The following is a 20132-nucleotide window of genomic DNA, read 5'->3' on the forward strand; positions in this document are numbered from 1 at the left end:
TACGCCCTGTTCGCCTTCCGAGTACGGGAGGACGTTCTACACTTCAACTGCGGATAACCCGCGCCTTTTTCCGCGCACCCGCCGCGACAGCAAGAAATGGAGAAAGCGTTATGCGCTGCGAACCCGCGTAGAACGCTGTATCAAGCGCCAGAAAGTCGATTACAAACTGGAAGCGTCGCGCGGGCGCAGAGTTCCCGCCACTGGAACTTTCGCGTGTACTTGATCGCCATGTGCCAGCATGCCGACGCATGGCTGGAAGAAGCCAGGAAACAAAAACAACAGAGGTCCGTTGATAAGTGGCTAAAAGACCTGACAGCCGCTTAATCCCATACGGTTCACATCGCATTTTTTTAAAATGCCCGGGTTTTGGGTTCTTCGGCATACACATTTTTGAAAACAGCTTTCATCTGTGCCATTTCATCGGCGCTTCTGCTTCATTCACCCCTCATTTCGACTCAGAATGCTTGCTTTATTCCGAGCCTCTATTAAAATGCCAAAACAGCAAACGTCTGTGCAATCGTTCGCGCTACTGATGATTTTCCAATCCACTTTTTTATTCCTCTTTTGCTTCGATGAAGGTCTGCTTGATGATTTTTCTGGTTCTTGGATTTCACTAGCATTAATTAGGTACTGAAATAGAACTTGTAAACGCAGATGCAGATGCACTAAATAGCAGGACACCAGAAAGAAAAAAAGAAGTTATTGTTTTTACAGTTGAAAATTTAAATATGTTAAACATATCCTTTTTTATGAAGTACAACAATATTATAACATCTAATAGGAAGATTTCAACATTTTTTTGGTAAAGTGAACTATTATACAAAAAAACTACCTTATAAGAAGTCTCACTCTATCATTATTTACCATAATCGTGTTCAAATTTACTAAGCGTTGGCAAAGGAGAAGGAAACCAGTTACAACCAAGTTCGCACAACCTACGGTTCCGTTGATCAGGGTAAGCTCCCCCTTCGCCGACGATCAAGTTCGCCAAATGGGACAGCTGCGCCAAATCGCCTTGACTACCCGCGTAATCTGCTTCTCCGGTACCGGATTTGATCGAATTCCCGATGATGATCACGTCAGTAGCTGATTATTGTCAGTTATCAAGAACGTATTGAAATGCTTCTTTCTTCGGTTGGAGTGGCCGATCTCAGCGTTGATATAGAACTCGACAACGATAAATCAATATCGAGCTCCGGATATCCCAAACACATGGGGAGTATGTATATTGAGTTCACCAAGAGGAAAAAAATCCCTCGCAGCATTACGCTGCGAGGGCACAAGTCAATCCATATTGCATAGAACCGTAACAGAAAAATGACTTGGAACAGGAATACGGCATGAATAAACGTTACGCTTACTTCGCTACGGTATGGATCGGATGTCCAAGCACGACTTCCGCCGCTTCCATTACGATCTCGCCAAGCGTTGGATGAGCGTGGATCGTCAGTGACAGGTCTTCAATCGTTGCTGCCATTTCCACAGCCAAGCCCATTTCCGCAATCAGGTTAGACGCTTCCGCGCCGACGATCTGGGAACCGAGCACGACGCCGGTATCCGCGTCAGCTACGATCTTGACGAAGCCTTCCACGTTGCCTCCAAGGGACAGCGCACGTCCATTCGCCGCATATGGGAACTTGCCGGCTTTGACGTGATAGCCTTTTTCCTTCGCTTCTGCTTCGGAGAGACCTACGCTTGCGCACTCTGGATCGGTGAAGCATACGGCAGGGATGCACTTGTAGTCGACAACACTTGGCATGCCCGCGATAACTTCTGCAGCCACTTTACCCTCGTAAGAAGCTTTATGCGCCAGAGCTGGACCGGCAACGATATCGCCAATGGCGAAGATGTGCGGAATGCTTGTACGCCCTTGATGGTCGACTTCGACCAGGCCGCGGTCGGTCATTTTGACGTCGATCATTTCGAGGCCAAGCTCGCCATCGGTGTTCGGACGGCGGCCAACCGTTACGAGCAGGTATTCTGCGGAAACTTCTTTGCTTTCGCCTTTGACCGTGAATTTCACCGTAACGTCTGTCTCCGTTTGCGTTGCGCTCTCCGCTTTCGCGCCCGTGAAGATTTCCACATTGGATTGCTTCATGTTTTTCGCGACAAGCTGCGTCATATCTTTATCGAAGCCTGGCAGCACCATGTCTGCACCCTCGATGATCGTTACTTTCGTGCCAAACTTGGAGTACATTTGGCCAAGCTCTGCGCCGATGTAGCCGCCGCCGATGACGATCATCGACTTCGGAATTTCCTGAAGTTCGAGAGCTTCCGTCGACGACAGAATGCGGCCGCCGAACGGGAAAGCTTTCAACTCGATTGGACGGGAGCCGGTTGCGATAATGCAGTTCTTGAACTTGTAGCGCGGCGCTTCTTGGTCGTTGAATACGCGCGCTTCATTTTCGTTGATGAACATGCACTCGCCGTTGAACACTTGCACTTTGTTCGCCTTCAGCAATGCGCCAACGCCGCCGGTCAGCTTTTTCACGACGCCGCCCTTGAATTCTTGCACTTTTTTGAAGTCGACTTTTACATTTTCAGCCGTGATGCCAATAGCGGAAGCATGTTGAGTCACTTCATATTGATGTGCTGCGCTGATCAATGCTTTGGAAGGAATACAGCCGCGGTTCAAACATACGCCGCCGACTCCCGATTTATCTACGATAAGCACGCTTTGACCGAGTTGGGCAGCGCGAATCGCTGCCACATAACCGCCCGGGCCTGCTCCAATAACCAGAGTATCAATGTTCAAAGATGCGTCTCCTACTACCATCCGGTTACACCTCCATGACAAGCAGTTCTGGATTCGCAAGCAACTGCTTGATATAGTTCATAAAGTTTTGTGCCGTTGCGCCGTCGATGAGACGGTGGTCGAAGCTGAGAGACAAGGCCATTACTGGTGCTGCCACGATTTCGCCGTTCTTCACGACCGGTTTTTCCGTAATGCGGCCGGTACCCAAAATCGCAACTTCCGGGAAGTTGATGATTGGAGTGAAGAACATGCCGCCTGCGGAACCGATGTTCGTAATTGTGATCGTGCTGCCTTTCAATTCGTTCGGGCCGAGCTTGCCTTCGCGTCCACGGATAGCCAGATCCTTGATGCTATCGGCGATCATCCAGATGCTGCGGCGATCCGCATCATGGATAACCGGAACGATGAGACCGTTGTCTGTATCGGTAGCGATACCGACGTTGTAGTACTTTTTGTACACAATCTCGTTGTTCGCTTCGTCGATCATCGCGTTCATCGCCGGGAACTGACGGCAAGCCGCAACAAGCGCTTTGACGATAAACGGAAGGTAGGTTACCTTCGTGCCTTTCTTCTCCATCATTGGCTTCAAGCGGGTACGGAATGCAACCAGATCCGTCACGTCCACTTCGTCCATGATCGTAACATGCGGCGCCGTGTAAGCCGACTTGACCATCGCATTGGAAATGGCTTTGCGGATGCCCTTGAATGGCACGCGCTCTTCTTCGGCTTCGCGTCCATTAGCTGCTAGAGCTGCAGGCGCTGCTTTAACTTCGGCAGCAACTTGAGGCGCTTCTGCCTTCGCGGCAGGGGCTCCGCCATTGGCGAATGCTTCCACATCCTCGCGCGAAATTTTGCCGTTTTTGCCGGTTGGAGGAACTTCGCCGATGTTCACGCCCAATTCGCGGGCCAGCTTGCGCACGCTTGGCGTTGCCAGTACTTCATGGTTAGGCGCTGCTGCCGTACCTTCCGCTCTTGGAGCTTCCTCTTTTGGAGCTTCCGCTGCCGGTGCTGCTGCCGGTTCTTCCTTCGACTCTTCGGCCGGAGCCGCTTGTTCTGGAATATCCCCTTCGGCGTCGATAATAGCCACCACTTCGCCCATATGGCATACTTGGCCATCCTTTGCCAGCACTTCCAGCACCGTGCCGTTTACCGGACAAGGCACTTCAACGACAGCTTTATCATTTTGAACTTCCATGATGATGTCGTCGTCGGTAACTTTGTCACCCGGTTTGATGTGTATTTTAATAATTTCGCCTTCATGCAGCCCTTCACCCAGCTCTGGAAAGCAATATTCAAATGTAGCCACAAGAACAACCTCCTTCAAATCTGTACGTTTCTACCTTAGAAGTCCAATACTTTTTTGGCGCCAGCTACGATGCGGGCAGGTGTTGGCAGCCAAGTGTCCTCGATTTGGGCAAACGGATATACCGTATCCGGACCGGTTACACGCAGCACTGGCGCTTCCAGATGAAGAATCGCCTTTTCATTGATTTGGGCAATGACTTCTGCAGCGACGCCGGAAGTTTTTTGCGCCTCTTGAACGACGATAGCGCGGTTCGTCTTCTTGATCGAAGCGACGATTGTATCGATATCCAGCGGAATCAATGTGCGCAGGTCGATCACTTCCGCTTGTATGCCTTCCTTCTCCAGTTCAGCCGCCGCTTTTATCGCCGTATGAACCATCAAGCCGTAAGCGATGATCGTAACGTCCTTGCCTTCACGGACGACCTTCGCTTCGCCGAGCGGAACAGTATAGTCTTCTTCAGGCACCTCTTCGCGATAAGCATGGTACAAGTTCAAGTGTTCCATGAAGAATACAGGGTCATTGTCACGGATCGCCGAGATGAGCAATCCTTTCGCATCAAATGGATTCGAAGGAACGACCACTTTAATGCCCGGTGTCTGTACGAGTAAACCTTCCAACGAGTCCGTGTGCAGCTCAGCCGCTTTTACCCCGCCGCCGAACGGCGTACGGAATACGATAGGCGCATTGTAGCGTCCGCCGGAGCGATAGCGCATGCGCGCTGCTTGAATACAGATTTGGTCAAGAGCTTCATAAATGAAGCCGACGAACTGGATTTCTGCGATTGGGCGGAAGCCCTGGATGCCGAGACCGACAGCCATCCCGCCGATTGCGGACTCTGCCAACGGCGTATCGAACACACGCTCATCGCCAAATTCTTTTTGCAGACCTTCTGTTGCACGGAACACGCCGCCGACATGGCCGACATCCTCCCCAAATAACAACACGTTCGGATCCCGCTTCAACTCCACGCGCATTGCGTCGCGAATCGCTTCTTTCATATTCATTTGTGCCATTGCATCGTATCCTCCTTACGTTATCACACAGCCTGATTCGGACTGGTTCGCATTCTCATGCGATGCTGACTTTTATCGATAACCGGATGCATTTCCTGCTTACCCGGTTCATTGTCGTTCTGCTGTTTATTAAAAATCGGCTTTTTGCTCTTCCAAATATTTTGGCGTCGTCTCGAACATGCTGTCAATCAGACCGGCAACCGTCATCTTTTCGGTTTTTTCCGCACGCTTGATTTCTTCGTTCACTTTCGCTTTCGCTTCGTCTTTCACACGGGCTGTATCTTCTTCCGTCCACAGTCCCTTTTTCTCCAAATATTTGCCGAAGCGTACGAGCGGATCTTTGATTGCCCATTCCGCTTCTTCGTCTTTCGTGCGGTATTTGGTCGTGTCGTCGGCCATGGAGTGAGGACGGAAACGGTACGTCAACGACTCGATCAGCGTTGCGCCTTCTCCCTTGCGTCCGCGTTCTGCCGCGATTTGAACCGCCTTGATGACCGCGAGTACGTCCATGCCATCAACCTGCATGCCGTGAATGCCTGCTGCTACCGCCTTATGAGCGATCGATTTCGCTGCCGTTTGCTTAGTGAACGGCGTTGTAATTGCATAACCGTTATTCTGTACGAAGAAAATAACCGGTAGGTTGTACGCGCCAGCAAAGTTAAGGCCTTCATAGAAATCGCCCTCGGAAGAACCGCCGTCACCCGTGTACGTAATCGCTACGTTCGGTTGTTTTTTCAGCTTGAAGCCTTTGGCAATCCCCATCGCGTGCAGAATTTGCGCGCCGATGATGATTTGCGGCATCAATACGTTGACACCTTCTGGAATTTGCCCGCCATGCTGATGTCCGCGGGAATAGAGGAATGCTTGGTACAATGGCAATCCATGCCATACGATTTGCGGCATGTCACGATATGCCGGCACAACGAAGTCTTCCTTCTCAAGCGGGTATACGCTGCCTACCATGGAAGCTTCTTGACCGGATACCGGCGCATAGAAGCCGAGGCGGCCTTGGCGGCCCAAATTGATGGCACGCTCGTCCCATGTCCGCGTGAATACCATGCGGTACATGATTTCCTTCAATTGTTCGTCGGTAAGTTCCGGCACGAGATCCGGGTTCACGATTTCTCCTTCTGGAGACAAGACGGACAATGGCTGAACATCTTCCGTCTGAACTTCAAATGGATACTTGCTCATTGTTTTCACCTCAATAAAAGTTTGAAGATTTTGTTAAACTGTTATAGAATAATTATACACCTGTTTCACTCAATTGGTCAAAAGAAAACGCGAAAAAAGTAATTATTTTATTGTGGTGTTGTTATAACAGATATAACTTCATACTATAACAGCATGTCACAAAATTGTGAACTTTAGCACAAAGCAGTCCTCTGCCCACAAGCACGGCGTCTATTTCCACAGCGAGCGGATCGCTAAAAAGTGGACTTTTTGACCAGCCTCTTTATAGAAGAACATTTTGGCCAATCAAAGATTATTATTCTGCAATAAAAGCTAAATCTTGCACAAGGCGGTGTAAATGATGTCCGATTCATCCATTCTCAAACGAACGATCCACAAGCATGTCATTCCAAGCAGCCTGCTGAGCGCAGATCGCCATGTTCGCGTCTACCTGCCGCCAGGATATCAGGAGATGCTGAGCTACCCGGTCGTCTACTGCCAGGATGGCGAAGATTTCTTCAACTTCGGCCGCATCGCGACCTATGCGAACAAACTCATTATTGAAGATGAAATGGAGCCTTTCATCATTGTCGGCGTAGACGTGGACAAAAAAATACGTACATCTGAATATTCCCCCGACGGGCAACGTTTTGAATCATATACCCGCGCATTCGTCGAAGAAATTGTTCCCTTCATCGAGCAGCATTATCCGGTACGGACCGATTGGACCGAGACCATCTTGGCGGGCGATTCGCTGGGCGGCACCGTCTCTCTTCATTTGGCGCTTCGCCATCCAGAACGCTTCCGCCAGGTCATCTCGCTGTCGGGTGCGTACTATCCACACTCGCAAGAGCTGATTGCCCGAGAGTCGGACTTGGGCTGGCTGCACTTGTTCATGATCGTCGGTTTGCAAGAAACTGCTTTCAAGACAGATCGGGGCGTGTTCGATTTTGTCGCCTTGAACCGCGCGGCGAAGCAGCTTCTGGAGGACAGAGGCGCCCATATCCAATACAGCGAGCATGATGGCCTGCATCAATGGGGCTTCTGGCAACAGCATATCCCGGACGCGCTCCGCTTTTTCCTTGAATAGTTCCCTTTGCCTGTACCGCCAAAAGAGAACAGCTAAAAGTAGTGGCATACTGAAAGGTATGTCACTACGGTATGCACTACTTTTGTGTCGATTTGCCATGATCCAGGCCCTGCTCCTGAATGATCTTGTTCAACAGCCGGACGCAGCCCGCCTGAATCAGCCGGTATACTTCATCAAAATTGCCGGTGTAGTATGGATCAGGCACGTCTTCCGCCTGCTCCTCCGGAAGCAGTGTCATAAAGCGAATCACCTGAGCCTGTCTCGCTGCTGCCCCTTCCCAAGTCAGTACATTCTGTTCATTGCTTCTATCCATACATACAATATATGTAAAATCACTAAAATCCCCGGGTCTGAATTGTCTGCCCAGTATGCCTTCATATGAAATGCTGCATTCATCCAGTATCGCGCACGTGCCTTGGTGGGGCGGCAGACCAATATGCCAATCTCCGGTACCCGCGGAATCGACGGCAAACACGTGTTCCAGGCCCGCTTGCTTCACTTCTTGTCGAAATATCGCCTCTGCCATCGGTGAACGGCAAATGTTGCCGAGACAGACGAATAATACGCTCACCACTGCTTTACACCTCCTTTTCGCTTCGGAAGGGCTAGGTCTCTTCACTTGTAAATATACCTATTTCGACAACAAATAACAAGCTCATGTACCAAGAAGGCAGGTTAGGGATTGGTCTTGTGGCTGCAATCGGATATACTTAGAATGCACACACATCTATATTCGGGACTTTCAGCGTTAGAAGGTCTCAAAGAGGAAGGATAGCCATGTACATAGCCCCCCCTGTACCCCGCCCTCGCCATGTCGTTATTTGTGCCGGTGGCATTCTCGATGCCTCCCTGCTCTCCGTGTGTAACGAGGCGGATGTCGTTATCGGCGCTGATCGGGGTGCATTAGCTTTGGCCAATCAGGGAATCTGCCCGGACGTGGCGATTGGGGATTTCGATTCCGTCACAGAGGATGAACGGATCCAAATACGAAACTGCAGCAAGCATTATCATGATTTTGACGCAATCGACAAAGATTATACCGACACCGAGCTGGCCTTCCATACGGCGCTCGCATGGAGGCCCGCCCAGATCACGCTGCTGGGTGCAACCGGCACGAGACTGGATCATACGCTTGGCAATATCCATCTGCTGCGGGTCGGTCTTGATCAAGGCATCCAATGCCAAATTGTTGACGCCCACAATATGATCCGGCTAACCAATTCCGAACTGACTCTGCCACGGCAGCCCTACTCATATATGTCGCTGCTCCCGCTTAGCATGACTGTTACCGGCATTACGCTCAAGGGCTTCGCCTATCCTCTGGTAGATGCCACGCTTCAAATCGGGCAGTCGCTCGCTATCAGCAACCAGTTCGCCGCCAAGGAAGGATCCGTCACCATACGGGACGGCTACCTGCTTGTCATCTGCAGCCGCGACTAAGCGGGGGCAATCGGGATGCCGGCTGACGATGTTCTCCTCGAGAGGAAACAACCGCATGCCCTCGGTAAGCTAACACCGGGATGGCAGCAGGCCTGGAAAATCAGGCCGTTGCGGTCCCTTGCTACATCTATCTCAGGGACCTGCTTTTCTCGTTCCGCGCGCATAGGCCTGAAGACGCACTTCCGCTTGCTCCTGCTCCATCTTCGCTGCCCAATCCCGATCGTCTTCGGGAATGACTACTGTGGCCTCCGACCAGCGCTACTCGAATCCGGACTGGTACAGCTCCTTCACGAATTCCAGCTCGGACTCCGGCTCCAATGAACGGAACAGCACTGGAATGAATGCGAGCGGTTCCCCTGGCGCCTTACGGCCCATTCTGGCACGGCCGCGGGAAGTATCCCTGCGCCGCAGCCTCCTTTTCGCTTGCGAAGGTCTCCACAATGGCGCGTCGCTCCCCGCATCGGGAACGGTAATAAATACGAATACCGTCTCGAATCGCTCCATAGACAACGGGACGCTTGACCAGGCGTCCTCCGCCGAACGCATAGTTGTTATAGTAGTGCCCCCCTATCGGAAGCCCTTGAATAAATGCAACGAACCCGATGTCATCGACCGTGTTGTTCCAATCCTCCTGCCCAATTAACGGAAGCGTAAACGTATATGTAATCCCCAGCTTGCGGGCATGCGTATTGTGAAGGTTAATGTAATAGGCAAGATCCGCCTGAATCGAGTTCACGATAGTCATCCGGCGCACCTGCTCGAACTGGTCGGCACCCGCCAATATTGGAATACGCTGACCCACGGCTTCATTGACCCGCTCACGCTTACCCTCGTACCATCGCTCTGTTGTCGCATCGAACGCATACACGTAATCATCCAGGGTGAACGACACGCTATTCCCCGGCGCATCCGCAAAAGCATATGGCTTCTTCGCATGCCATAGCGGCTTGGATTCCAGCTCGCCGTCGCTGCTGCGAATCTCGCCGTAAGCATAAATCCAATAGCCGTCATAATCCATCACAGCGATAGCGGGAATATGTCCGAGCAACACCTGCTGTCCGACGCCATCACCAGATACATCGAAATTCGTGAACAGCGTCTCGCAAAATTGCTCCAAAGCCCGCTCTTTGTTGGCACGGAAATGTTTGAACGATTCGTAGCCCGCTTCATATTGCTGATATTCATTCCTATGAAGCGCAAACGCCGCATCCTGCACCGCGGCATGGATAGCCCCGTCATACATGCGCGTCAGCTCCTGTGCACCAGCCTGATCTTCGATCCGCCAATCCTGCAGCAGCATCGACGGAAAGAAAATGGCGACGAAAAATAGTGCCAACCCGATGAAATAACCGGAATTAATAGTCTTCATTCCGCACCATTCCTCCGTATGGGATGTAGATGCGCGCCAAGTCATCAGGAAGCGTGCGGGTAAGAAAGCTGCGGACAAGAACTGCATTGGTTCCATTCACATTTTTGACAACGACTCGAAAAATATCTCCCACCTTCAAATAATATACCCGGTCTGGATCGGTTAGCGGTGCTGAGGTGTCCGGGAATAAGACGCGGTTCAAATCATCCGCATAATGAAAATCATAATACACCTCGAAGCGCGCTTGGAAGGTTCCGGCATCCGCCGGATCCGTATGGATAGGATTGTATTTCTTGATTCCATGCTCCATCTCGATATCGAATATATGGCCGGTTTGCGCCAGTTGAGCGTTCAGATCATTGACCATGTGCGGCGTAATAAATCCTTTGTCACGGACGGCATCGACAAATCCGGTAACGGACGAATAGGCCAGCGTATAGGCAAGCTGATCCTGCTGTTGATACGAAGCGCCTATCGGATACAGGAATATCAAATAACATGCAATGACAGCTGCGAACAATGTAATGATTCCTTTAGCCACACCGTAATCTCCTTCCTATAGCGGATCGAAAATCACCCTCTCCAGGATCCCGTCCGTACACCATACCTGTCTCATGCGATACAATCCGCTCAGCCAGATTCCCGAAGCGTCTATACGATCCCGGTCCACATCCCGCCCATATTCTGTCGACCCAACTTGGATCACGGCATCTATCGCGCGAATATGATAGATCGATTGCAGCACGACCGCTCCCGTAACCGTATAGGTCTGTGGAATTTGCAGCCGGAGCGCGAGATTCGGGTCCCGCTCATCGAGAACCCGTTCCGCTTCATCCAGCAGAAGATTGTGAGCAGTTACCGCATCATGCGAGAACGAGAGCGCCGCCACAAAAAGGATAAGGGCAACCAAGAGGGATATCATGCGAGGGGCATTTTCCATAAAAATTCTCCCCCAAATCTCCAGTCCTTGCTCGAATGGCAGCACCAAGGACTGGACACAACTTTGAATTGCCGTTCAGGCACCCGTTGCTTGAATTCTCCATTTACTGTTGCTCGAACACAATGCCGCGTGTTACATTGCTCTGGTCCACGATGACACGGGCTTTAAATTTGCCGCTCGGGTTGACATAGCTGTCCAGCGACTCCAGCGTCGACAAATCGAGTCTTTCGTTGCGCTTCGCGCTGGAGAAGGTTCCGTTGTCAAGTACATCCGACCCGTAGTAGGTTCCTTCCTTAATTCCATGCGACTTGTTTTTGCCGGTGATGACGCGAATGCCGAACTGATCCTGCTTATAAAATTTGCGGATGGCGTTCACAACCTGGGAACCACTTACTGCTGTATTGTCATATACAGTGAACGATGCTTTGCTGAGCTCCGTCTGTATAGACGAGAATTCATTTTGCGCCGTCTTCGTCGCCTCCTGGGCGCTAACGAACAGCAATACGACAATCGTAATCAATGCAATGGTCAAAAAGATTCCCGCCGCTACCTTCAGCGCGGATTGAGCATTATTCATGGCAAATCAGCTGCTCCTTTTCGCAATTTTTGTTCTATTGGTCTCTGATTGGTATGCCTGGCTGCCCGAAGCAGCTTACTGGCCGGAAGTTACAATTGGCGAATTTGTTCAAAAGACGTACGCATTTGCTCACCGCTCATCCAGACGAGCGGTATAACCAAGTATAAAAAGACGAGCGCATACATCGGCGCGAATCCGAACCATTTTCCCCATACTGCTTTGGCATCGATGCTCTTCTCATAATGCTGCTTGATCATCTCCTGCTCATATAGCCAGTCCTGCTCTACGTCATCGAAGGCTTGGTGAAGCGGAATCAGATCGAAGGCCAATTCGATTTTTTCGACGAAGCGGACAAAGTCCGGATAGGGGGCATCCCGCTTCAGTTGCTGCAGCGCCTCCTCCGCCCCGCTCTCCCAATTCATGAGGCATGCGTGCAGCGGCCTTTTGAAATAAATAGAGCTGCGCCCCATCCAGCCCACGATCTGTTCAGCCGTCATGCGGTCGAAAGCTCTCAGCAGCAAGGTTAGCGTCTGGAACTGGCTAATCTCCGTCCTCATGTCGATATGCTGCAGTCGGATCCGAAGATGAAGGAGGACGACCGGGCAAGCATAAGCGGCAAGACTTGCGGCAAGGACCAGCACCACCTCCCACCACTGAATGCGGCTCCCTTGCAGCCGATCCGTATAGTGGGCGAAGTAGATGGCTAACTGCTTCGATTTCCGTTCGCTTGACACCGAAGGGTGAGCCAGGAGTTGTCCCCTCCACGTCTCAAGCGCTTCCTGCGACGGCTGCCCGGCGCTGCTGCCGGGGATTGGCGGCATCTCCAGCCCAAGCGCCGTCATCTGCCGCTGAAGTTGATTCCACGCCCCGGAAGAGGCTATCGACTGCAATAGGAACAGCAGACAGACGCCGCAACAAAGCACGACTACAGCCAAGGCCCAGCGCCGGGCATTGAATTGATCAACCGGCATATCATCGTTCCCCTCTCTCAGCAACCGCTGGATCCGGCGAATCACTGCCGCCGGCGTGCGGGCCATCAAACGGTGCACGAGGCGCTTAACGGCAGGACGGGTCCAGAGACGGTGCTCCCATGTCCGTCGGACCACAGCTTCGGCCCCCCGGCCTGCCTGCCAATGCAACTGAAGCAGCAGCCTATGGCAAATGAAGACCGTAATGAACACCGCCAGTTGAAGCAGCCAGCCGAGCTTGCTCTCATAAAATTGATCCATCAACGGGAAATAGGCCTTTGCCCATCGGGCGAGCGGGTTAGCGAATAACACGGGTGCGACCGCAATCGCCTGGAGCCCGCTCAGCAAATAGTCCAGCCGGGAGCGCATCGTCAATTCTAGATGCATCTCTCTGATAAGCATCGAGATGCCTTGAAGATAGGATGATCCTTGCCGCTGAGGCGGATCCCCGTATTCGACCACGAAGCGCGACAATCCGGCGAACAGCTTAAAGTAACGGTTTGGAGCCGCCTCCTCATACGCGGCCAGGGCCGCTTCCGGCTCATGTTCATCCATCATGTCTAGCATTCGTTTCATATGGGGCTCAAGCATCGGGTGGCTGCCGTCCGCCGCCTCGGCGATCGCCGCATCGACCATGCGATGGCGATGATAGGCTTGCCTTACACTGGCGAAGGCCTCCGCCCCAAGCTTCATCAGCTTGTGTTCGGCGCGCTGGACAGCCACATCCCGGTACAGCCCTTCCACGACGCTCAATACGAGCACAAGCATGAGCCATGATAGCACATCCTGTTCGAACAAGAGGAACACAATCGCCGCCAACGCAGCTGTCGCGGCGCTGCCGAGCAAGACGGCTGCCGTCTTCTGGCGCAGCAGCCATGCATCATACGAATAGAATGGGCTTAGCCGCCGCCGGATTGCGTGGGACCGTCCCTTTAACAGCGGTGTCTTCCCAGCTATCACATAGAACCGTTGCAGCCCCGCATGCCATGCCGCTTTGATATATCCGCCCCAAGATTCGCTTTGCCGCGGGAATAGATGAGCCTGTCCCGCTTCAAGCCCCCGACTGATTCGCCAGAGCAGAATACCAACGGCTGCCGAGACGGAGGCCAGCGCCATTAGCACAGTACTAACCGGCAATCGCCATCCCTCCTTCCTGGGTCAGCCATTCGCGGAACCTGCGCTTGTCCTCGGCTGTCATTTCCTGCTCCATTGCTTCCGCCTGCCGATCAGAAATCGGATGAACCAAGCAGTACCGGCCTTCCCGGTATTCGACGATATTGCGGTATTCGAACACGCGCGTACGGTCAAGCCGGCGGTGCAGCTTCTCCGAGGACAGAATATAACGTTCCCAGGATAGTCCTGCGATCCCGCTCCCCACGTCCGGCAGCATGTCCCCTGGCTCCAGATCCGCTACCGGGACGCACTCGGTTATCCGCTCGATATAGCGTTTGCCGTTCACGTCACGTGCCAGATGCACATCAAAGTGGAGAACGCCGCAAACCTGCTGCTCCGCAATCGCTTCATTATGGAACATCCCGCTTTTAAGCAGCGAGTTGCGAATTGCGAAAATAAGATCCGGGAACGTTTTCGCATGATGCGTGAAGACGGTGAACAAGCTTGCGACCTGCGCCATTTGAATCATCCAGGCCGCCACCGGATCGGTAGCGACCTCACCGAGTATATGCACCGTGCCGTCCGTTTTCTTCTGCACGTCTAGCCCGGCCTGGCCGGTGATGCGCTCGGTCTCCCTAAGCGAGACAATATTTCGTTGTGGATACAGGCGCCGCAAATGAAGCTCGAACGCCTGCTCCTGCACGCGAAGCGGATAGAACGGATAGATAGCTTGGACTAGCGCCATCAATAGCGTCGTTTTCCCCGATCCTTGCGCCCCGGTAATGGCCGTCACCCGCGCCCCTTTCATTAAATAAGTAAGCAGGGCGATCGGCAGCTCCGCGTTATTGTCCGTAATTAGCTGTGAAAGCGTTACCTGGCTCGTATCAAATTTGCGGATGAAGAAGCACCATGCTTCAGCAAAGGGAGGGCGGAGAACGACAACCCGCGAACCATCCTTCATATGGTTCACCCGGTAGCCGTCCGCTTCGGTCAGCGGGCCGGGCGATTGATATTTGTAAATGTTATGGCACACCCTTCGCAGCTCCGCATCGCTGCCAAAGGAAAGAAACGCGAACCGAATCGATTTGCCTTTATAAAAAATCCACACACTGTCACAGGCACGGATATGCTCCTTGGCCGGCTCCCCCGATTCCGGCTGCATCAAATCGGCGTACGGCGAGCCGGCCAACACCTCAGGGACCCCGTTAACGCCGCCGGATACGCCGTCAATGCGCATATCACGTATCTCATCAATAACCGAGAACCCTTTATACCGCTGATACAGTCGCTGAGCTACAATCCGTATCCGATCGCGGTACGCGAACTTCAGTCGCTCCAGCCGAAACGCTGCGTCGACATCTGCGCTCGTAACGACATAGCCTGATTCGTCTTCCTCAGACGGAAGAACTCTTAATTCATCCCACTTGAATGTCCGAATCAATTCATCCAATGCGCCGTACCCGTATCGCTGCTTGTATACATACAGGAGTAAGTCAAACTTGTCCTGCACAGTCAGCAGAGCCGGACGGTTGAACGAGATAAGCCGCTCCACCTCATCTGTCGTGAGCTTAATATGCTGTTCGATAATATCGACAATCCACTCTTTAATATATTTCTTGGCCGCAGGATCGCCGCTGTTGCATGCTTTCAGCGCCTTTTTGAGCGCCTGCCGCCGCACCGTCTCGCGCCGGAATTCCTCTTCATTCGTATGCACATTCATCAGAATGTCAGAGGTCCACATTATGAAATACTGCTTCACGACAGCGTCGAGTTTCTCCCATGTCCAATCCTGCCGCTTGTCTGCAATGGCCGCCTCCCTTCCCTTGCTGTGCAGACGCAGCACCAATCCGGCAAGCGTGCCCGCAGTAAAGACTGCGACGAGAATTTCGTTCCAGAACATGCGCTCACCCCGCTTCCCCTGGACCAGAACGCGCTATCGCGCCTGACTCCGACATAAGCCATTTCGCCAGCTTCTTGTGTTGATCGGCGAATCCATTCCGCTGTTTCCGCTGCGGCTTCATGAGCTGTTGAATATACCAGGCAAGCAGCTTGCCATCGTCTGCGGCGTTGCGGAAAGCGGCGGAGTGCGGAATAATGAAGAGCGGTACCTCCGGCTTGTATTGACGCCGAATCCGGACAGCATTTTGCCGGATATCGTCATCATACATGCCTAATATATAGGCGGATACGGGAGAACCCCGATCGCAAAATGAGGCCTCTAACGATGGACGCTGCTGGCTGGCGACGAGCAGCGTCCCATGCACCCGCGCCCCGACAGCCTGCACCATTTCCTCATCTTCCCTGCCCGCGTCCCACAGCAAAATGTCGTACCGCTTTTCTGCCAGTCTCATGATCCTCGGTATCCATTGGTACAGCTTGGCTCTGCCGGACAATCGTTCATGTACGACGTCAAATCCAGTCAGCATATCGAGATTGCGCATGACGGGAGCTGTAAAGGATACGAACATATCATCCTCCACTTGCTGGTGCTCCAGCATGCGAAGGAAATTGCTCCAACCGTTCGGAGTGGCGCGATAATGGATCGAAGACGCAGCCTCCGGCTTCGGCAGGAGCGCCTCCAGACCCCCTCCACGCTGATCGGTATGAATGAGAAGCACGCGCAACTGGAAGCGCCAGGCGATCGTCATTCCCAAGCATGCCATCAAGGAAGTGCTTCCGCACATTCCCCGTCCCGCCGAACGTATCATCCAATGCTTGCATAGCGGCATGTTTGATTACCGTCCTTTCGTCTTGGCCTTCAGGCATCTTCTCCATTCTTTGTCCCCTAACGGACCCGCAATCTGTTCCATCAGCTTGCGCCATGCTTTTCTCGTTCTGCGCGCATAGGCCTGAAGACGTATCGTTCCCGCTTGCTCCTGCTCCATCTTCGCCGTCCAATCCCGATCGTCTTCGGGAATGACTACTGTGGCCTCCGACCAGCGCTGCTTGAATCCGGACTGGTACAGCTCCTTCACGAATTCCAGCTCGGACTCCGGCTCCAAAGAACGGAACAGCACCGGAATGAATACGAGCGGTTCCCCTTCCTGATTGTGCTGGAAGGCAGCCAGCCACTCTTTGTTCTTCGCGATGTGATAGCTCTCTACAGTCTGGCAGAGGAAGCGGCAATTCGCTTCCGCCCATTGCGCGGGAGCAAAAAATGCGGCTGAATCCGTATCAACAAGGACATCATCATAGCTCGGTGGCGCCTCACCTTCCCGCTTCAGTCTCCGGAACGCGTCCATCCACTCCGAGCATCCGGTCAGGACATCGAAGCCGTTCCAGTTGATAAGATTCATCGACGGATCCGATCCAGCAACCCGGTACGCATTCCATTGCGCCCGGCTCCCGTCAATCAACAGTACTTTGCGCTGTAGCCGGGCCAGCAATGTGCAGACTGCAAATAAATGTTCACTCTTGTCTACGCTTCCAATAAAAACTGCGCTGATCAATCGAATCCCCCCCTTCTTCACTTCCACTTCTGCCGGTAACGGCGGACAGGCTCGGAGAAGATCGATTCGTGCTCAGCCGCGTCTTCTGCATGATGTCCGAATCCGCCTGCCCCTTGCTGTGAGGACTTCTCCGGAAAGGAATGATCGGCTCCATCCGGATGCATCGGCTCTGTTGACCGTCCGTCTGTATCCTTCGCTTTTCCTGCGCCTTCGGGAACCGTATTCGGAAATAACCGCTGCGTATCCTGGGCTAACGGTTCTGCGAACGTGCCGCCCTTCGGACCGACGAACGGAGAATCCCTTACCGCCTGCGGTACCCTTCCGGTCAGCGGAGATTCCTCGGTTGCCCGGGCGGAAACAGGATAACCAGTCGCCGGCCGCCCATGCTCAGGGCTCATTCTGGCCCCGCTGTGAGCGTCACTCTTGTCGGCCCATGCCTTTTCCATTTGTTGGCGAAGGCGGGACATGAACGCCGCATTGGCCTGCTTCACGATATTCGGGTTCGACTGCATCAGCTTCAGTACCTGTTCATTCGACGGATAATTGACTACCGCATCCTTTTGCAGTTGAGGTTCGATATACCGCAATGCATAAATCTGCCCCCCATGCAAATAAGCGTCCACACAGCCGCTGGAGAACGACAACCGTTCCCGCTCATCCATCTGCAGCCAGACGATAGGTCCCTGCAGGTCATGAACCGCCTTGCGGGACAGGACGACATAATCTTGGCCATCGGGGAACCGGATGCGCACATCAATTGTATCGCGCTTGCTCAACAGCAGCGGCAGTTGAATGATCGCCGTCTCCACCCAGCGCATATCATCCGCCAGCCGCGCCTTTTCATGCAACAGCGAGGCAAGCACCGGAGTTTTGGCCGATACGTCGATTTTCAACACTTTGCCGATGGCGTCGCTGGCATGTTGCACCCAGCCGACCGTCACAGCCGATTCCGCGATATCCCGCCTCATCAGATCGGCCTTGCTGATTCGGGTCCCGGCCTGAAGTGGCCGCTCGAACACCCATATCGTCGATTGCTGTTTCTGCTGTTCCGCAACCAGACGCTCCAGTCGTTCCAATTCCTGCTTATAATCGGCTTCCACCGATGACCGTAGCGCAAATAAGTGGCGGTCGGACCACCACAGGCAGACACCGAACAAGATGCCTGCCGCCGCTGCGCCGCACAGCGCGGACCACGCCATTTGCTTGCTTCTCCGTGTCCATCGTCTCAACTTCGCACCTCTCCTTTTGCAAGTTTCTTTCCCTTTATCCAAAGCCCGATCCGATTCAGCCAGCCGCGGTCGGTTCGCCTTGACCCCACGAGCTCTTCCGTCCATCGCATGGCGTCCTCGCTCCACTCGAACGGATTCGGCTGATAAGGCAGCTTGACCACGCCTCTGCACTGCCCGCGAATCCGTGTCGGCCGCCAAGAAGGATAAGCATCCGTATGCGCAATGGCTGCGTACCAATGTGTGCATTGATTCGCCTCAAAGCTTAGGGCCGCCTCGCGCAGCTCTTCCCGGTGCCAGGGAGCTGCGCTGCCGACAAGTACGGGTATCTGAGCCCGTTCGAACTCTTCTATCCGGCTTCCTGTCGTATCGGCTCCCATATCAAGCACGATGTATTCGTAGCGGCCAAGCAAATACAACAGGAGATTGGTCTGCGACCAGCGGTAGCAGGTCACACCATGTAGCCGAATTCCTTCGGCCGCTTCACCCTCCGTCTTCCGGCGTGCTTGAATGCGCTCCACCGCATCCGGTTCCTCGCCTTCATAATCCGCCTCCAAGGCACGAATGACCGCACCGTCCGCCTCATCCCGGGCATCGACGTAGGCAGCTCTGCCCCATTTCCCTGCCGTCAGGTGATACGCGCACATGAGCGCCGCATGCGTCGCTCCGATCCCGGGGGAAGTGCCGCGAAAAGCAATAACCACTCCGGCGCCTGTCCTCCAGACAGCATTACGAGGCGCGTTCATGCCCACTTTGGAAGGGCTGCCGTCCCCCGCTGCGAACGGCCTTAATACTTCAAGCAGTTCCTGTGCCGATTGATAGCGACGATCGGGATGAACGGCGAGCAGCTTCACGAGAACCGGAAGGAAGGCGGCCGGAACGTCATCGGCCAGACATTGCGGCTGAAGCGGAATCTCTCCCTTCCAGCGACCAGCTGACATTATATAGGTCAGCAGAGCGCCAATTCCGTACAGATCAGTGCGGGCATCGCTCTGCTTGCCGTCGTACTGCTCCGGCGCGGCGAACCCGACCGTACCGAGCTTCATCGTATCGTGTTCCTTGTCTTCATCGACATTGCGGGCAATACCGAAATCAATCAGCTTCACTTGGCCCTGGGGAGTCAGCATAATGTTCGACGGCTTCATATCGCGAAAAACGATAGGCGGGTGCCGGCTGTGCAAATAAGACAAGGCTTCGCAAATTGGCACCGCGTACCCGATCGCCTCGGCAAACGAAATCGGCCGCTTCCGCATTCGTTCTTCCAATGTCGCCCCCTCGATATATTCCATGACGAGATAAGCCCTTTCCGACGCGTCGGGCGGATAAAAATCAACAATGAGAGGGAGATTCGGATGGCGCAAAGCCGTCAGCAGCCTCGCTTCGTGTACGAGCTGCTCCATTTCCCTGGCCGCAGGCTTGGAAACCTTAATCGCCCACTGCTTCCCAGCCAGTCTCTCGTCTTCCGCCAAATAGACGGAGCTCATCCCTCCACTTCCGAGCAATTGGACAATACGGTACCTGTCGTATAGCAGTTGGCCCAGCTGCAGGCCATATCCATATTCCGGCAATACAATCCCCCCCAAGACAACACAAAAAAGCACCCTGAAAACGAACCATCGTTCGTCATCAGGGTGCTTCCCTGTGTGCACGCTATATTTTGATAATAGTATATAAGATGTGCGGCAGCTTGTCCAGCCTTATTTTGAAAAAGGG

Annotated in this window: 17 protein-coding genes and 1 pseudogene; 3 read left to right on the plus strand and 15 right to left on the minus strand. The window is 53.3% G+C overall.

Annotated elements, in window-relative coordinates:
* A pseudogene (locus PPOP_RS23665) lies at positions 1-223 on the plus strand (hypothetical protein); the annotation flags it as partial.
* A gap of 1134 nt (positions 224-1357) precedes the next feature.
* Here PPOP_RS23665 and lpdA read toward each other — a convergent pair.
* From lpdA to pdhA, 4 genes are all read right to left on the minus strand, one after another.
* Entirely contained in the window at positions 1358-2776 is a 1419-nt protein-coding gene (gene lpdA, locus PPOP_RS00125) for a dihydrolipoyl dehydrogenase (RefSeq protein WP_042226712.1), read from the minus strand.
* 4 nt (positions 2777-2780) lie between these two features.
* Entirely contained in the window at positions 2781-4061 is a 1281-nt protein-coding gene (locus PPOP_RS00130) for a dihydrolipoamide acetyltransferase family protein (RefSeq protein WP_006283916.1), read from the minus strand.
* A gap of 35 nt (positions 4062-4096) precedes the next feature.
* The gene (locus PPOP_RS00135; RefSeq protein WP_006283917.1) at positions 4097-5074 is read right to left on the minus strand and encodes an alpha-ketoacid dehydrogenase subunit beta; all 978 of its coding nucleotides are present in this window, start codon (positions 5072-5074) and stop codon (positions 4097-4099) included.
* Between the two features lie 129 nt (positions 5075-5203).
* Positions 5204-6268: a pyruvate dehydrogenase (acetyl-transferring) E1 component subunit alpha gene (pdhA, locus tag PPOP_RS00140; protein ID WP_042226715.1), complete on the minus strand. Its 1065-nt coding sequence runs from the start codon at positions 6266-6268 to the stop codon at positions 5204-5206.
* Positions 6269-6608: 340 nt separating this feature from the next.
* Between pdhA and PPOP_RS00145 the strand changes: the two genes are divergently transcribed.
* Positions 6609-7337, plus strand: a complete 729-nt coding sequence (locus PPOP_RS00145; protein ID WP_042226718.1) for an alpha/beta hydrolase — start codon at positions 6609-6611, stop codon at positions 7335-7337.
* 76 nt (positions 7338-7413) lie between these two features.
* Here PPOP_RS00145 and PPOP_RS00150 read toward each other — a convergent pair whose 3' ends face one another.
* A complete protein-coding gene (locus PPOP_RS00150) occupies positions 7414-7911 on the minus strand; it encodes a low molecular weight protein-tyrosine-phosphatase (protein ID WP_006283920.1) in 498 nt (165 codons plus the stop codon).
* Between the two features lie 203 nt (positions 7912-8114).
* Between PPOP_RS00150 and PPOP_RS00155 the strand changes: the two genes are divergently transcribed.
* Complete coding sequence (locus PPOP_RS00155; protein WP_006283921.1) at positions 8115-8777, plus strand: thiamine diphosphokinase; 663 nt, start codon at positions 8115-8117, stop codon at positions 8775-8777.
* Positions 8778-9141: 364 nt separating this feature from the next.
* Here PPOP_RS00155 and PPOP_RS00160 read toward each other — a convergent pair whose 3' ends face one another.
* The 10 genes from PPOP_RS00160 to PPOP_RS00205 all read right to left on the minus strand — a co-directional run bounded on the left by PPOP_RS00160 (position 9142) and on the right by PPOP_RS00205 (position 19987).
* Positions 9142-10146 (minus strand): hypothetical protein, encoded by a 1005-nt coding sequence (locus PPOP_RS00160; protein WP_042226720.1) that lies wholly within the window; start codon positions 10144-10146, stop codon positions 9142-9144.
* Positions 10133-10687 carry a hypothetical protein gene (locus PPOP_RS00165; RefSeq protein WP_006283923.1) on the minus strand — a complete coding sequence of 185 codons (555 nt, stop codon included), beginning with the start codon at positions 10685-10687 and terminating at the stop codon, positions 10133-10135. Before PPOP_RS00165 ends, PPOP_RS00160 begins: the two co-directional genes overlap by 14 nt.
* Positions 10688-10702: 15 nt before the next feature.
* Positions 10703-11086 (minus strand): hypothetical protein, encoded by a 384-nt coding sequence (locus tag PPOP_RS00170; protein ID WP_006283924.1) that lies wholly within the window; start codon positions 11084-11086, stop codon positions 10703-10705.
* A 103-nt stretch (positions 11087-11189) separates the two neighbouring features.
* Entirely contained in the window at positions 11190-11663 is a 474-nt protein-coding gene (locus PPOP_RS00175; protein WP_006283925.1) for a hypothetical protein, read from the minus strand.
* A gap of 89 nt (positions 11664-11752) precedes the next feature.
* Positions 11753-13768, minus strand: a complete 2016-nt coding sequence (locus PPOP_RS00180) for a hypothetical protein (protein WP_006283926.1) — start codon at positions 13766-13768, stop codon at positions 11753-11755.
* The gene (locus PPOP_RS00185) at positions 13758-15644 is read right to left on the minus strand and encodes an ATPase, T2SS/T4P/T4SS family (protein ID WP_006283927.1); all 1887 of its coding nucleotides are present in this window, start codon (positions 15642-15644) and stop codon (positions 13758-13760) included. The genes PPOP_RS00180 and PPOP_RS00185 overlap by 11 nt, the downstream gene beginning before the upstream one ends.
* 4 nt (positions 15645-15648) lie before the next feature.
* The gene (locus tag PPOP_RS00190) at positions 15649-16407 is read right to left on the minus strand and encodes an ABC transporter permease (RefSeq protein WP_234399619.1); all 759 of its coding nucleotides are present in this window, start codon (positions 16405-16407) and stop codon (positions 15649-15651) included.
* Between the two features lie 72 nt (positions 16408-16479).
* A complete protein-coding gene (locus PPOP_RS00195) occupies positions 16480-17193 on the minus strand; it encodes a hypothetical protein (protein ID WP_006283929.1) in 714 nt (237 codons plus the stop codon).
* A gap of 17 nt (positions 17194-17210) precedes the next feature.
* Complete coding sequence (locus PPOP_RS00200) at positions 17211-18422, minus strand: SAF domain-containing protein (protein WP_234399620.1); 1212 nt, start codon at positions 18420-18422, stop codon at positions 17211-17213.
* On the minus strand, positions 18419-19987 hold the full coding sequence (locus PPOP_RS00205; RefSeq protein WP_042226724.1) for a serine/threonine protein kinase: 1569 nt from the start codon (positions 19985-19987) through the stop codon (positions 18419-18421). The genes PPOP_RS00200 and PPOP_RS00205 overlap by 4 nt, the downstream gene beginning before the upstream one ends.
* Positions 19988-20132: the final 145 nt, after the last annotated feature.

The sequence above is a fragment of the Paenibacillus popilliae ATCC 14706 genome, from assembly GCF_000315235.1.
GTDB lineage: Bacteria > Bacillota > Bacilli > Paenibacillales > Paenibacillaceae > Paenibacillus_B > Paenibacillus_B popilliae.

What these genes read in the sequence shown, in the direction of transcription:
- lpdA (WP_042226712.1), bottom strand. Translation starts at nt 2,776, where the DNA reads ATGGTAGTAGGAGACGCATCTTTGAACATTGATACTCTGGTTATTGGA.
- PPOP_RS00135 (WP_006283917.1), bottom strand. Translation starts at nt 5,074, where the DNA reads ATGGCACAAATGAATATGAAAGAAGCGATTCGCGACGCAATGCGCGTG.
- pdhA (WP_042226715.1), bottom strand. Translation starts at nt 6,268, where the DNA reads ATGAGCAAGTATCCATTTGAAGTTCAGACGGAAGATGTTCAGCCATTG.
- PPOP_RS00145 (WP_042226718.1), top strand. Translation starts at nt 6,609, where the DNA reads ATGTCCGATTCATCCATTCTCAAACGAACGATCCACAAGCATGTCATT.
- PPOP_RS00155 (WP_006283921.1), top strand. Translation starts at nt 8,115, where the DNA reads ATGTACATAGCCCCCCCTGTACCCCGCCCTCGCCATGTCGTTATTTGT.
- PPOP_RS00160 (WP_042226720.1), bottom strand. Translation starts at nt 10,146, where the DNA reads ATGAAGACTATTAATTCCGGTTATTTCATCGGGTTGGCACTATTTTTC.
- PPOP_RS00170 (WP_006283924.1), bottom strand. Translation starts at nt 11,086, where the DNA reads ATGGAAAATGCCCCTCGCATGATATCCCTCTTGGTTGCCCTTATCCTT.
- PPOP_RS00175 (WP_006283925.1), bottom strand. Translation starts at nt 11,663, where the DNA reads ATGAATAATGCTCAATCCGCGCTGAAGGTAGCGGCGGGAATCTTTTTG.
- PPOP_RS00185 (WP_006283927.1), bottom strand. Translation starts at nt 15,644, where the DNA reads ATGTTCTGGAACGAAATTCTCGTCGCAGTCTTTACTGCGGGCACGCTT.
- PPOP_RS00190 (WP_234399619.1), bottom strand. Translation starts at nt 16,407, where the DNA reads ATGGCATGCTTGGGAATGACGATCGCCTGGCGCTTCCAGTTGCGCGTG.